Raw genomic sequence first — 13,026 nt, forward strand, 5'->3', positions numbered from 1 at the left:
CGCAGCACGGTGGAGGGGTTCTTGGCAATGACCGTGACGAGGGCTCGACAACTACGCCGCCAAATGACAGCTCCCGAGGTGAGGCTCTGGTCGCAGCTGCGGACGCGCCCTCTCGGCTTCAAGTTCCGGCGGCAGCATCCGTGCGGCCCTTTCGTATTCGACTTCTTCTGCAGGGAAGCCGGCCTCGCAATCGAGATCGACGGGTTTGCGCATGAAACCGGCAATCGATACGCGCGGGATCAGCAACGCGACGAGTGGTCTCGGCAGCGAGGAATTGCCACCCTGCGATACACGGCACGGGAAGTGGGTGAGAACCTGGAGGGCGTGGTGGCACACGTCCTTGATCTATGCGCGCAAAGGACCCCTCCACCGCCTTCGGCGGTCCCCCTCCCCGCGAAGGCGCGGGGAGGATGATGGTCGACCCCGCCGCCCCCATCCTGTTCTTTGACTCCGGCGTCGGCGGCCTGTCGGTCCTTCAGCCCACGCGCGAACTGCTGCCGCACGCGCCTCTCGTCTACGCGGCGGACAGCGCCGCTTACCCCTATGGCACCCGGACCGAGCAGGAGATCGCCGCTCGCGTCCCGGCACTGCTCGGGCGGCTGGTCGAACGGCACCGCCCGCGCCTGGCGGTGATCGCCTGCAACACAGCTTCCACCATCGCCCTCGACCATGTTCGCGCTGCGCTGGAGATACCGGTCGTCGGCACCGTGCCGGCGATCAAGCCCGCCGCCGAGCAATCCCGCACCCGGGTCATCGGTGTGCTCGGAACACCAGCCACAGTCCGCCAGCCCTATGTGGATGACCTTGCCGAGCGATTCGCCGGCGACTGCCAGGTCCTGCGCCATGGGTCCGTCGAACTGGTCGCGCTCGCGGAACGCAAGCTCGCGGGTGAGGACATCGCGCAAGCGGAAGTGGCCGCCGCGGTGCGCCCACTCCTGGATCAGACCGCAGGCACTCCGATGGACGTGGTCGTCCTCGCCTGCACGCACTTCCCGCTCCTCGCCGAAGGGCTGGCCCAGGCGCTGCCCGGCGTCGCGCAGGTGGACGGCGGCGCCGGGATCGCCCGGCGCATCGCCTACCTCACCCGGGGGCAGCCATGGCCGGTTCAGCCTTCGGAAGGTATCGCCATCTTCACCGGGCCTGCTCCAACCGAGCGCCTGGTCGGGGCGCTCGGCAACTACGGACTTCACCGTATCGAGCATCTCTAGAAAAGCTGGAAAAAGCCGATGCCTGCGCGTAAAGGCGCGGGGCTGCGACGGGACGGACAGTTGGATTACAACCGCATTTTCAAGGCTGCGATCGACCGGCTCCACGACGAGGGCCGGTACCGCGTCTTCATCGACATCATGCGTGAGCGTGGGCGTTACCCGAACGCCCAATGCTTCGCCGGCCATAACGGCCCGAAGCCGATCACCGTCTGGTGCTCGAACGACTATCTCGGCATGGGCCAGCACCCCGTCGTGATCGAGGCCATGGAGCGCGCCCTCCACGAAGTGGGCGCGGGCTCGGGCGGAACGCGCAACATCGGCGGCAACACTCACCTGCATGTCGAGCTGGAGCAGGAGCTCGCCGACCTGCACGACAAGGAAGCGGCGCTGCTGTTCACCAGCGGCTACGTTTCCAACGAGGCTGCGCTGTCGACGCTCGGCAAGCTGCTCCCGGGCTGCGTGATCTTCTCGGACGAGCTGAACCACGCGTCCATGATCGCCGGCATCAAGAACTCCGGCTGCGAGAAGCGGATCTTCCGCCACAACGACCTGGAGCATCTCGAGGAGCTGCTCGCCGCCGAGGACCCGGATGCCCCCAAGCTGATCGCGTTCGAGAGCGTCTACTCGATGGACGGCGACGTCGCGCCGATCACCGCCATCTGCGATCTCGCGGACCGCTACGGCGCGCTCACCTATCTCGATGAAGTGCATGCGGTGGGCATGTACGGGACACGCGGCGGCGGCATCTCCGAACGGGACGACGTCGCGCACCGGCTGACCATCATCGAAGGCACGCTAGGCAAGGCGTTCGGCGTCATGGGCGGCTACATCGCGGCCGACCAGACCATCGTCGACTGCATCCGCAGCTACGCTCCCGGCTTCATCTTCACCACCTCGCTCTCACCCGTGCTGGTCGCCGGCGTGCTCGCGTCGGTCCGGCACCTGAAGACGTCGAGTGTCGAGCGGGAAGCTCAGCAGGCTGCTGCGGCGGGCCTCAAGCGCAAGTTCGCGGACGCCGGGCTGCCGGTGATGGACAGCGTCACCCACATCGTCCCGCTGCTGGTCGGCTGTCCGATCAAGGCCAAGCGCATCAGCGATATCCTGCTCGCCGAGTACGGCCTCTATGTGCAGCCCATCAACTTCCCCACCGTGCCGCGCGGCACCGAGCGCCTGCGCTTCACGCCCGGGCCGATGCATACGGAAGAGATGCTGGACGAACTGACCGGCGCCCTGGCCGAGATCTGGGACCGGCTGGAAATGAAGCTCGCCGCCTAGCGCGTGCTGGCGTAGGTCGCTGCGGCGACGCAGAGCGCCAGGACGACGGAGAGCGGCACCCGCAGCCGCAACCACCATCGGGGTGTCAGCCCACGAGCTCGCAGCAGCGCATCGACGCCCGGGGATAGCAGGATCAGCGCGGCCAGTCCGTAGCCGACCAGCGTCTGCGGCCTTGCGGGTAGCAGGCCCCACGCCAGCAGCGGCGGCGCGACCGCAAGCACCAGCAGGACCAGTCTCGGCCGGTCCTCGCGGCAGGCGAACGCCCACCACGTTCCTCCCAGGAACGCAAAGATCAGCGCGGCATAGGTGAACAGGAACCCGGCGGCGACCGGGCCGAAGGCGCCCAGGTCGAACCAGGCGATGATCGCCAGCAGCACCGGCGGGATCAGCCCGGCGACGCCGAGCAGCATTGGAGCAAGAGGAACACGGCCCATCCCTTCAGTCTAGCGAGGCGGACGCCTGCGCCAAGCTGTTAACCCGGCGTTACCCTGCTATTCTGCCGGAACGCGATTCGGTTGAGGGGGCCGGCTTGGGAGTGTTGAGCGCCGTTCTGCGACCGCCGGTGAGGCTGCGGGCCATTCCGGACCGCGCGGCCAAATGGCTGCGCATAGCCTGGTACATCTGCGCGGCTCTTGCGGCCCTGACCGTCGCGGTAAGCACCCTGTATGCAGTCCGTGCGAGCTATTCGATTCAGCCGCTCATTCAGGAACATGGCCTCGACTTCGACTTGACGACGGAGGGTGGGCTCCAGGTCTACACCATGCCCGGCAAGTCCCCGCGTGCCGCGCCGGGATCCAAATTGGTCGCGATCGACGGAAAGCCGGTTCCGGCCGATCTGGTCGTGTCCGATCTCGCCAAAAGGCTGGACGCGACCCGCGGAAGGCCAGCCAGCGTGACCTTGCGCCAACCGGATGGGCAGCTCGTAGCGGTGCCGGTCGAACGTCGTCCGCTAGACGTCTCTCAGGCTCAGAGGACCAATCGCGACATACGGATTGGGGCGCGCATGGTGGCGGCGCTGCTGGCCTGCTCCGCCTTGCTCCTGTGCAGCCTTCTGCTTGCCCTCCGCCGCCCGAACGATCCCGTCGCGATGATGCTGGCATTCGCCTTCCTCGCCTTGGCCGGCAGCATCGATCCGCCCATGCAATACTGGATCTGGACCAACCAGGCGGTGGTCCTGGACGTGCTCGGCGTCTTCATCTTCTACCTTCTGATCGTCGGCCTGGCCGCCTTCCCCGATGGTGTCTTCGTGCCACGCCTGCTGCGTTGGCTGCTTCCTCTCGGCGTGCCGCTCGCCGTCCTCACGTCCATGCCAGGTGTTGATGAGGACATTCAGGGCATCGCGTCCCTCCTCGTCCTCCTCGGAGTCGCGGCAAGCCTGTTCATCCGCCTGCGCCGTCAGCCCGCGGGGATCGCGCGGCAGCAAATCAAGTGGGCCGCCTTCGGCTTCGGCGTGGGGCTCACGATGATCCTCGGCGCGCTGGTCCTTGCCGCAGCCCAGGGGGATGATCCGAGCGCCTACTCCATCGTCGCAAGCACAATTATCCTGCTGTCGTTCAGCCTCGGCGTCGCGGTCATGGCAGCCGGCCTCCTCGTCGCGCTGATCCGCTTCCGTCTGTGGGAAGCAGACACCGTCATCACCCGCTCGGCCGCCTACGCGGTGGTAACCGTGATTGTCGGCGTCGTCTGGGCGGCAAGCTCGGACCTCGTGAAGCTCGTGATCACGGAGGTGCTTGGCCACGAGAGCGAGGCGGGCGCCACCACCGTCGGCGCGATCATCGCTGCAGGCGTCTTCTCGCCCACCCAGTCGGCCGTGCTCGGCTGGACCCGCAAGAGGTTCGGCGGTCCACTGGACCGGATCGAGGGTGCGGCCCAGCGGCTGAAGACCTGGGGCCTGAACGAGACACCGGAAGAGATCGCGGTCCGCTCGCTCGGCATCATCGACGAAGCGGTGCATCCTGCCGCTGCCGCCATCTGCCTCGACACGCCGCAAGGGCGGGACGCGCTGGCAGTCCGCGGCATCGAGTCTGCGGAAGACCGCAAGCTGATTGAACGCCTGCCGCTCGCCGATGAGGAAGGTTCGGTGGGTGAGCTTCGGCTCGGACGCCGGTCCGACGGCAACCGCTACAACCGCCAGGAACTGGAAGCGGTGCGCCAGCTCATCCCGCACATTGCCGATGCCCTCCGCGTCGCCCGTGGCCGGCACTCGCGCGAGTCGCAGATGCAGCAGCAGCTCGAGGCCATGGCTGCCCGTCTCGCCCAGCTCGAAGGCGGAGCGCCGCGCCCGGCTTGAGCCTGGCGGCACTGGCGAATCCCCGGCCATTCGCCTAGGGCAGCGCCATGCGCATCGCCCTCGCCGCCGACCATGCCGGATACGTCCTGAAGGATGAGCTCGCCGCCTGGCTGCGCGAGTCGGGGCATGAGGTGACGGACCTCGGCACCAACAGCCCCGACAGCGTCGATTATCCCGCCTTCGGCTCCCGGCTGGCGGAGACCATCGCGTCGGGATCGGCTCACCGCGGAGTCGTCGTGTGCGGCTCCGGCATCGGCATCTCCATCGCCGTCAACCGCAACCCCGCCTGCCGCTGCGCTTTGGTCAACGAGCCCCTCTCCGCCGCCCTTGCGCGGGAGCACAACGATGCCAATGTCCTGGCGCTCGGAGCCCGCCTGACCGGCCCCGATCTCGCCAAGGCCTGCATTGCAGCCTTTCTCGACACCGATTTCGCCGGCGGGCGCCACCAGCGCCGCGTCGACATGCTCTCACCCCAGCTTCAGGACAGCGACTGATGGCCACCGCCGCGAACTTGAACCACGTGCAGCCCGACGGCTTCTTCACCCGCGCCCTCGCGGACGCAGACCAGGCGGTCGCCGACGCGATCCGGTCGGAACTCGGCCGCGAACAGACCCAGATCGAGCTGATCGCGTCGGAGAACATCGTCTCCCGCGCGGTCCTGGAGGCGCAGGGCTCCGTCTTCACCAACAAATATGCGGAAGGCTATCCGGGCCGCCGCTACTACCAGGGCTGCGACCCGTCGGACGTGGTCGAGCGCATCGCCATCGACCGGGCAAAACAGCTGTTCGGCTGTGGCTTCGTCAACGTCCAGCCGCACTCGGGCGCGCAGGCCAACGGCGCGGTGTTCCTGGCGCTGCTCCAGCCCGGCGACACGATCCTGGGCATGAGCCTCGCCGCGGGCGGACACCTCACTCATGGCGCTCCCCCGGCCCAGTCGGGCAAGTGGTTCAACGCGATCCAATATGGCGTCCGCCCCGACGACCACCTTGTCGACTTCGAGGAGCTCGCCCGGCTCGCCGACGAGCACAAGCCCAAGCTGATCATCGCCGGCGGCTCGGCCTACCCCCGCCACCTCGACTTCGCGAAGTTCCGGCAGATTGCCGACTCCGTCGGCGCGTATCTGATGGTCGACATGGCCCATTTCGCCGGCCTAGTCGCTGCGGGCGAGCATCCGACCCCGTTCGGCCACGCCCATGTGGTCACCACCACCACCCACAAGACCCTGCGCGGCCCGCGCGGGGGCATGGTGCTGACCGACGACGAGGCGATCGCCAAGAAGATCAACTCGGCCGTCTTCCCCGGTCTGCAGGGCGGCCCCCTGATGCACGTCATCGCCGCCAAGGCGGTGGCGTTCGGCGAAGCGCTGCAGCCGGAGTTCAAGACCTACGCGCAGGCGGTGATCCGCAACGCGCAGACCCTCGCCAACCGCCTCAAGGAGCGCGGCGCCGACCTGGTCGCCGGCGGCACCGACACGCACCTCGCCCTCGTCGATCTCCGTCCCCTCGGCCTCACCGGCAAGGACGCGGACGAAAGCCTCGAGCGTGCCGGCATCACCTGCAACAAGAACGGCGTGCCCTTCGATCCGCTGCCCCCGCTCAAGACCAGCGGCATCCGCGTCGGCTCGCCGGCCGGCACCACGCGCGGCTTCGCCGAGGCCGAGTTCCGGGACATTGCCGACATGGTGGCCGACGTGCTCGACGGACTTCAGGCAAACGGGATCGAGAACAACGGCGCCGTCGAACGCCAGGTCAACGCCCGCGTCCGCGACCTCTGCTCCCGCTTTCCGATCTACCAGGCGTAAGAATGACTGCAGCACCGCTCGTCCCGAGCGAAGTCGAGGGGCGCTGATCCTTGCGCTGCCCATTTTGCGGTGATCTCGACAGCCAGGTGAAGGACAGCCGCTCGTCGGAAGACGGGGCAGCGATCCGGCGCCGGCGCCAGTGCGAGGGCTGCGGCGCCCGCTTCACCACCTTTGAGCGCGTGCAGCTGCGCGACCTCACCGTGGTCAAGAAGAGCGGTCGGCGCGAAGCCTTTGACCGCGCCAAGCTCGCCCGGTCCATTGGCTTCGCCTGCCGCAAGCGCGACATCGCCCCCGAGCGGATCGAGCGCCTCGTCAGCGGGATCCAGCGCCAGCTCGAGACCCGCGGCGACGAAGTCCGCGCGGAAGAGATCGGCGAGGCCGTGATGGAGGGCCTCAAGACCCTCGACCACGTCGCCTACATCCGCTTCGCCAGCATCTACAAGGACTTCAACGAAGCTAGCGACTTCGCCGAGATCGCCGAGGAAGTCGGGGAGGAACGCCCCGGAATACCCAGTCCGCAGCAACCGCCGGCCGACAAGTTGCTCTGAAATGAGCAAGACGCTGCCCCCCATCATCGTCCTCGTCCGCCCCCAGCTCGGCCAGAACATCGGCAAGGCCGCTCGCGCCATGCTGAACTTCGGACTTACCGAGATGCGCCTCGTGGCTCCGAGGGACGGCTGGCCCAATCCCGACGCCGGCCCCGCGGCGAGCGGCGCGGACATCGTGCTGGAACGGGCCACCGTGTGCGACACGGTCGCCGATGCCATCGCCGATTGCAGTACCGTGTTCGCCTCGACCGTGCGCAAGCGCGAGCTGGTCACTCCAGTCGTCGGGCCGGAGGAAATGGCCCGGACCATCACCACGTCCGCTGGCCGCTCGGCTATCCTGTTCGGACCGGAACGCTCGGGCCTCGAAACGGAAGACGTGGCGCTCGCCAACGCCATCGTCACCGTGCCGATCAACCCTGAGTTCGGCAGCCTCAACCTCGCCCAGGCCGTGATCCTGCTCGCCTACGAATGGTCACGGACGCAGGCGCTCGCCCAACCGACGGTGCGGGAGATGGAACCCGCCGCCCCCCATGCCGAAGTCGACGGGTTGATCGGGCAACTCGAAGGCGCGCTCGATACCGCCGGCTACTTCCACCCGCCCGAGCGCACGCAGGCGACAAAGAACACCATCCGGACCATCTTCACCAAGACCGGCTGGTCCAGCCGCGAGATCAAGGCCGTGCGCGGAATGCTGAAGGCGCTGACTGGTCAGCCTCGGGTGCGGTCGAAGGCGTCCATCTCGTAGGCGATCGAAGTCTCGATCAAATCCTCGTAGAGGCGGCTCATCAAGGCACGATCGATCCCGGAGCTCGCCGCTGCGGCATCCACCTTGGCCTTCACGTCCGCCTTGCGCCACTCGTCGCGCACCGCACTGCGGTCCGGCTTGATCCGCGCGGCCGCATCCATGTAGCCGAACCGGCGGGCGATCAGCGCCACGATCTGGCGGTCGACCGCGTCCACCCCGGCGCGGACCTCCGCCATGGTGCTGCAATCCTGGGGCTCGCGAGTGTCGGTCATGCCGCGCCCCTTGCCCGCCCAACCTTGACCTTCGCAAGCCCCTCGGCTAGGCGCGCCGCTCGCAATTGACCCCGCACTCCGGTGAAGCGGTGGTCCTGCCGGCATCCTTGCCCCAGCAGCGCGGTCCCGGAAAACGACAGAAACGCAATTGGAGTGAACACATGTCGAAGCGCACCAGCGCCAAGTACAAGCTCGACCGCCGCATGGGCGAAAACGTCTTCGGACGTCCCAAGAGCCCGGTCAACCGCCGCGAATATGGTCCGGGCCAGCACGGCCAGCGCCGCAAGGGCAAGATGTCGGACTTCGGCATCCAGCTGCGCGCGAAGCAGAAGCTCAAGGGCTATTACGGCGACGTCACCGAGAAGCAGTTCAAGCGCACCTTCCAGGAAGCGTCGCGCATGAAGGGCGACGCCTCGCAGAACCTGATCGGCCTGCTGGAGCGCCGGCTGGACATGATCGTCTACCGCGCCAAGTTCGCGCCGACGATCTGGGCCGCCCGCCAGCTGGTCAGCCACGGCCACATCCGCGTCAACGGCGTGAAGTGCAACATCGCCAGCCGCCGCGTGAACGTGGGCGAAGTGATCGAGCTCGGGCCCAAGGCCGCCGAAATGGCGCTGGTCCTCGAAGCGCAAAGCCTCGCCGAGCGTGACATCCCCGACTACGTCGTTCCGGACGGCGCCAACAAGGTGACCTTCACCCGCGTGCCCAAGCTGGACGAGGTGCCCTACCCCGTCCGCATGGAACCGAACCTCGTGGTCGAGTTCTACTCGCGCTAAGGTTCGACAGAGCCAACGAGACGACAGGGCGGCTCCCGAAAGGAGCCGCCCTTTTCGTGTCAGGCCAGGCCGCTAGCGTCCGATGGCCTTTTCCAGGAACTCGCCAATCCGCATCAGCATCTCGATCCGGGCGCTGCTGTCGTCCAGCTGATGGTCGAGATCCTTGTATCGGAGGAACTCGGTCCTGACGCCGTTCTTCTGCAAGGCGTCCGCCATTCGCACGCTATGTTGCACACCGACGTTCGCATCCATGTCCCCGTGGACGAGCAGGACCGGCACCCTGATTGCATCGGCCCGGCGAAGCGGCGAACCGCTGGACACATGATCGCCCGATCCGACGAACTTCGCCACCAGCCGTGAGTTGGTGAAGTTCGCCGCCTCCCGCTTCAGCATCGACAGGTCCGTCACGGGAGCGATGGCCACCGCCGCCTTGTACAGGTCCGGCTGGACCGCCGCGGATTGCAGCGCCGCATAGCCGCCGTAGGACCAACCCACGATCGCCAGCCTCTGCGGATCGGCAATCCCTTCCGCCACGAGATAGCGCGCCGCCGAACTGATGTCCGCGATCGACGTTTCCCACTGCCGGAAGCCGTTCGCGCCCAGCCACTCCTCGCCATAGCCGGCGGAGCCGCGATAATTGGGCTGGATCACGGCATAGCCTCGCGCCGCCAGGAACTGGGCCAGCCAGTCGAAGCCCCACTCGTCCCGTGCGCTCGGACCGCCGTGCGGAAGCACCACGGCCGGCAGCCCCTTGCCGCTGCTGCCCACCGGCAATGTGAGGTAGCCCGGGATCTTCACGTCCCCACCCGCCGGGATCAGGATCGGCTTGACGGCTGCGAGTGCCCGGCCCTCCAGCTGTGGCCGGACCGCGGCGATCTCGTTCAGCCTGCGCGTGGCCCGTTCGTAAAGGTAGAACATCCCTGGCTGGGTGTCGCTGCTCGCGAACACCAGCAGCTTGCCCGCGTCTGCGTTCGCACCGACGAACTGCACGACCGGGTTCCCCGGGATGACCTTGGCCAACCCCGCTGCCAGCTTGCTGTATTCCGGATCGAAGTAGACCGTGTGGCGGCGATCGTCGGCATAGGTGTAGCCGATGACCTTCTGCCCGTGACCAAGGCGAACGACCGTGTCGATGTCGACCTTCGGATTGGCGGCGATGAGCGTCCGTGCGCCGCTCGCGTCCAGCGCGACACGGTAAAGCACATCACGGCCGTTCGTTTCCGTCAGGACAAAAGCCGAATCGCTCTCCGCCTCGATGGCAATGGGATAGTCGCCGCTGTTGTCGGCCGATCGATACTCCCCGAAGTCCTTCCAGTCCTTGGAGCCCTGCTGCCGGTAGCGGAACTTGGTGACACCCGTCAGAACGCCGTCGTCATCGTCGTGCGAGATCATCAGGCGCACGTTGCCGCGTCCGTCCGTCAGATAGTCGTTCACACCCTCTCGCGGACTTTCCACCCGGGAGACCTTGCCCGAGGCCAGGTCGATCCGGTCGACCCCCAGCCCGCTCCCCTTGCTGATGTTCGTGCCAATCCCGACCTCCGCCAGATAGTTGCGGGCCATGAGCACATTGCCGGGCTGGTCAGGCAGCCAGTCGAGGATATCGCCGTCCGTCTGCTTGATACCCACCTGCCGTCCATTGTCTGGCGTGCCAAGCGAGCGGATGTTCTTCCCGTCCGCGCCCAGCGTCACCAGGCGCGAGAAGCCGACGATATCGCTGTCCATACGAACGTCGCCGCCATACTTGCACACCAGCTGCGTGTCGGACGCAAAGTCGCACCAGCGGAAGGACTCCGGCTCGCCATCCGCCTTCAGGATCATGGACATCTGCCCCGACGTCATGTCGACCAGCTGGAGCAGCTGGCTGCGTTTCGGGCCCGGGGCGATCAGCAGGACCTTGTTGCCACTCGGCGAGACGCTCATCGACTGCGCACTTTCCCGCAGGCCGAAGGCCTCGGCGTCGGCCGCCAGCGAAGCATCGGGCGCTCCCAGCGCAGGTTGGTGGCCGGCGAGCAGCAAGGCACCCGCAGCAAGGCTTAGTCGATAACGCATGAAACAGTCCCCCTCGGCCGCCCCAGTCTGCATCAACCCGGCAGGATGGCAAGACCGGGGCGTCGGCCTGTCCCGCTCTTGGCCTCGCCCACGCCATGCTTTACGTGCGCCCGGCCATGACCCCTCCCCTTCCCGAATGGGCTCCGCATTCCGCCGTCTGGATCGGCTTCCCCAGTGCGGCCGACCTGTGGCTGGACGATCTCGCGGCCGCACAGGAGGAAGTCGCGGCATTCGCCCGGGCGGTGCACTCGGACGGCCGCGGCGAAGAGGTCCTGCTCGTCGCCGCTCATGAGACCGCCGCCGCCGTGGCGCGCCGGCTGGCCCCTTTCGCGACGGTGATCGTCGAACCGTTCGGCGACATCTGGCTCCGCGACACCGGGCCGATCATCGTCGGCGGCGGCGAGACCCGGCGGGCGCGAGGCTTCCTGTTCAACGGCTGGGGCGGCAAGTACGACCTCCCCGGAGACGACAGCATCGGCGAGCGGCTCGCGGCCACCGCCCGGCTCCCCTACGGCAAGGCAGAATGGGTGCTCGAAGGCGGAGCGATCGACGGCGACGGCACGGGGGTCGTGCTGACCACCGAGCAGTGCCTGCTCAACCCGAACCGCAATCCGTCGCTCGCCCGAGCAGCGGTCGAACACCGGCTGCACCAGGACCTCGGCTTCACCAAGGTCGTATGGCTCGGCGAGGGCCTGAAGAACGATCACACCGACGGTCACGTGGACAATCTCGCCCGCTTCGTCGCGCCCGGCCGCGTGGCTCTCCCCGCCCCCGCCCATGACGATCCCAACCACGCCGTCTATGCCGATGCGGCCAAGCGGCTCTCGGCGGCGGGCCTCGACATCGTCAACCTGCCCTCCCCGGGCCGCGTCGAGGTCGACGGAGAGGTCATCCCGGCCAGCTACATGAACTTCTACATCGGCAACGCCGCGGTGGTCGTGCCGCTCTACGGAGCGCCCAACGACGAAGCCGCCGTCCACACCGTCCAGTCACTTTTCCCCGGCCGCAAGGCCATCGGCCTCCGCGCCGACCACGTGCTGACCGGCGGCGGCAGCTTCCACTGCATCTCGCAGCAGGTTCCCCTCTAGATTCGCTCACCCTGAGTTACGGCGCAGCCGCGTGTCGAAGGGTCCACGTGCTTCGAACGGAGCCTTCGGCTCCCACCCGGCATCAGCGGTTGGGTTTGCCCCGCCTCTTCACTAGATAGACCCCATGACCACCATCACCGTTGCCGCCCTCCAGCTCGCCTTTACCGAGGACACGGCCGAGAACATCCGCAACGTGTCCGACCTGGTGCGCGAGGCGGCGAGCAAGGGCGCGCAGGTCGTCCTCCCGCCCGAGCTGTTCGAGGGACCCTACTTCTGCCGGGTCGAGGACGAGAGCCTGTTCGCCACCGCCAAGCCGACCGCCGAACACCCGTCCGTGCTCGCCATGCAGGCCCTGGCTGAAGAACTCGGCATCTGGATCCCGACCAGCTTCTTCGAGCGCGAAGGGCCGCACCACTACAACTCGCTGGCGATGATTGGCCCCGACGGAGAGGTCGCCGGTGTCTATCGCAAGAGCCACATTCCCGACGGCCCCGGCTACGAGGAGAAGTTCTACTTTCGCCCGGGCAACACCGGCTTCAAGGTCTGGCCCGGCGCGGGCACGACCCTCGGCGTCGGCGTCTGCTGGGACCAGTGGTATCCGGAGACCGCCCGCGCGATGATGCTGATGGGCGCCGAAATCCTCTTCTACCCCACGGCCATCGGTTCCGAGCCGCACGATCCCGATCTCGACACCTCGCGCCTCTGGCGACGCGCGATGATCGGTCACGCGGTCAGCAACGTCGTTCCGGTGGTCGCCGCCAACCGCATCGGCACCGAGTGCGGGCAGCGCTTCTACGGCCACAGCTTCATCTGCGACGAACGCGGCGACATGCTCGCGGAATTCGGGGCCGAGGAGACCGGCGTGCTGGTCGCGACCCTCGACATTGACCAGGCCCGCCGCCACCGCGCCGCCTTCGGCTTCTTCCGCGACCGCCGGCCCGAACTCTACCGCCGCCTGAGCGAGGACGTCTGAG

Annotated in this window: 14 protein-coding genes; 11 read left to right on the forward strand and 3 right to left on the reverse strand. The window is 67.4% G+C overall.

The genetic code is table 11. The features are described 5' to 3' along the window. Window positions 1-63 precede the first annotated feature (63 nt). From JT720_RS00995 to hemA, 3 genes are read left to right on the forward strand one after another with little or no spacing between them, the layout of a single operon-like run. Window positions 64-414 (forward strand): endonuclease domain-containing protein, encoded by a 351-nt coding sequence (locus JT720_RS00995; protein ID WP_237219600.1) that lies wholly within the window; start codon window positions 64-66, stop codon window positions 412-414. Beyond that, complete coding sequence (gene murI, locus JT720_RS01000; RefSeq protein ID WP_205478656.1) at window positions 411-1,208, forward strand: glutamate racemase; 798 nt, start codon at window positions 411-413, stop codon at window positions 1,206-1,208. The genes JT720_RS00995 and murI overlap by 4 nt, the downstream gene beginning before the upstream one ends. Before the next feature lie 60 nt (window positions 1,209-1,268). Beyond that, window positions 1,269-2,483, forward strand: a complete 1,215-nt coding sequence (hemA, locus tag JT720_RS01005; protein WP_205480100.1) for a 5-aminolevulinate synthase — start codon at window positions 1,269-1,271, stop codon at window positions 2,481-2,483. On the opposite strand, the gene JT720_RS01010 is transcribed toward hemA, so the two are convergent. Continuing rightward, window positions 2,480-2,917: a DUF3429 domain-containing protein gene (locus JT720_RS01010; RefSeq protein WP_272873150.1), complete on the reverse strand. Its 438-nt coding sequence runs from the start codon at window positions 2,915-2,917 to the stop codon at window positions 2,480-2,482. The genes hemA and JT720_RS01010 overlap by 4 nt on opposite strands. Before the next feature lie 101 nt (window positions 2,918-3,018). On the opposite strand from JT720_RS01010, the gene JT720_RS01015 reads away from it, so the two are divergent. Genes JT720_RS01015 through JT720_RS01035 form a run of 5 tightly spaced genes read left to right on the forward strand, consistent with a single transcriptional unit; the run spans window position 3,019 to window position 7,867 of the window. Next, a complete protein-coding gene (locus tag JT720_RS01015) occupies window positions 3,019-4,773 on the forward strand; it encodes a hypothetical protein (RefSeq protein ID WP_205478658.1) in 1,755 nt (584 codons plus the stop codon). 47 nt (window positions 4,774-4,820) lie between these two features. Beyond that, window positions 4,821-5,267: a ribose 5-phosphate isomerase B gene (gene rpiB / locus JT720_RS01020; protein WP_205478659.1), complete on the forward strand. Its 447-nt coding sequence runs from the start codon at window positions 4,821-4,823 to the stop codon at window positions 5,265-5,267. Beyond that, window positions 5,267-6,574, forward strand: coding sequence for a serine hydroxymethyltransferase (gene glyA, locus JT720_RS01025; protein ID WP_205478661.1), 1,308 nt, complete (start codon window positions 5,267-5,269; stop codon window positions 6,572-6,574). Before rpiB ends, glyA begins: the two co-directional genes overlap by 1 nt. Before the next feature lie 50 nt (window positions 6,575-6,624). Then, window positions 6,625-7,122, forward strand: a complete 498-nt coding sequence (nrdR, locus tag JT720_RS01030; protein WP_205478664.1) for a transcriptional regulator NrdR — start codon at window positions 6,625-6,627, stop codon at window positions 7,120-7,122. A gap of 1 nt (window position 7,123) precedes the next feature. After that, window positions 7,124-7,867 (forward strand): RNA methyltransferase, encoded by a 744-nt coding sequence (locus JT720_RS01035; protein ID WP_205478666.1) that lies wholly within the window; start codon window positions 7,124-7,126, stop codon window positions 7,865-7,867. Here JT720_RS01035 and JT720_RS01040 read toward each other — a convergent pair. Beyond that, window positions 7,831-8,139: a chorismate mutase gene (locus JT720_RS01040; protein ID WP_205478673.1), complete on the reverse strand. Its 309-nt coding sequence runs from the start codon at window positions 8,137-8,139 to the stop codon at window positions 7,831-7,833. The two genes, JT720_RS01035 and JT720_RS01040, sit on opposite strands and share 37 nt — an antisense overlap. A gap of 161 nt (window positions 8,140-8,300) precedes the next feature. On the opposite strand from JT720_RS01040, the gene rpsD reads away from it, so the two are divergent. Then, the gene (gene rpsD / locus JT720_RS01045) at window positions 8,301-8,915 is read left to right on the forward strand and encodes a 30S ribosomal protein S4 (RefSeq protein ID WP_192585932.1); all 615 of its coding nucleotides are present in this window, start codon (window positions 8,301-8,303) and stop codon (window positions 8,913-8,915) included. A 72-nt stretch (window positions 8,916-8,987) separates the two neighbouring features. Here the strand turns inward: rpsD and JT720_RS01050 are convergent, their stop codons facing one another. Further along, window positions 8,988-10,964, reverse strand: coding sequence for an alpha/beta hydrolase family protein (locus JT720_RS01050; protein WP_205478674.1), 1,977 nt, complete (start codon window positions 10,962-10,964; stop codon window positions 8,988-8,990). Between the two features lie 116 nt (window positions 10,965-11,080). Here JT720_RS01050 and JT720_RS01055 point away from each other — a divergent pair, with 116 nt between their 5' ends. After that, a complete protein-coding gene (locus JT720_RS01055) occupies window positions 11,081-12,052 on the forward strand; it encodes an agmatine deiminase family protein (protein WP_205478675.1) in 972 nt (323 codons plus the stop codon). Between the two features lie 124 nt (window positions 12,053-12,176). After that, on the forward strand, window positions 12,177-13,025 hold the full coding sequence (gene aguB, locus JT720_RS01060) for an N-carbamoylputrescine amidase (protein WP_205478676.1): 849 nt from the start codon (window positions 12,177-12,179) through the stop codon (window positions 13,023-13,025). Window position 13,026 lies beyond the last annotated feature (1 nt).

Source organism: Sphingomonas arenae (assembly GCF_016924655.1).
Taxonomy (GTDB): Bacteria; Pseudomonadota; Alphaproteobacteria; order Sphingomonadales; family Sphingomonadaceae; genus Sphingomicrobium; species Sphingomicrobium arenae.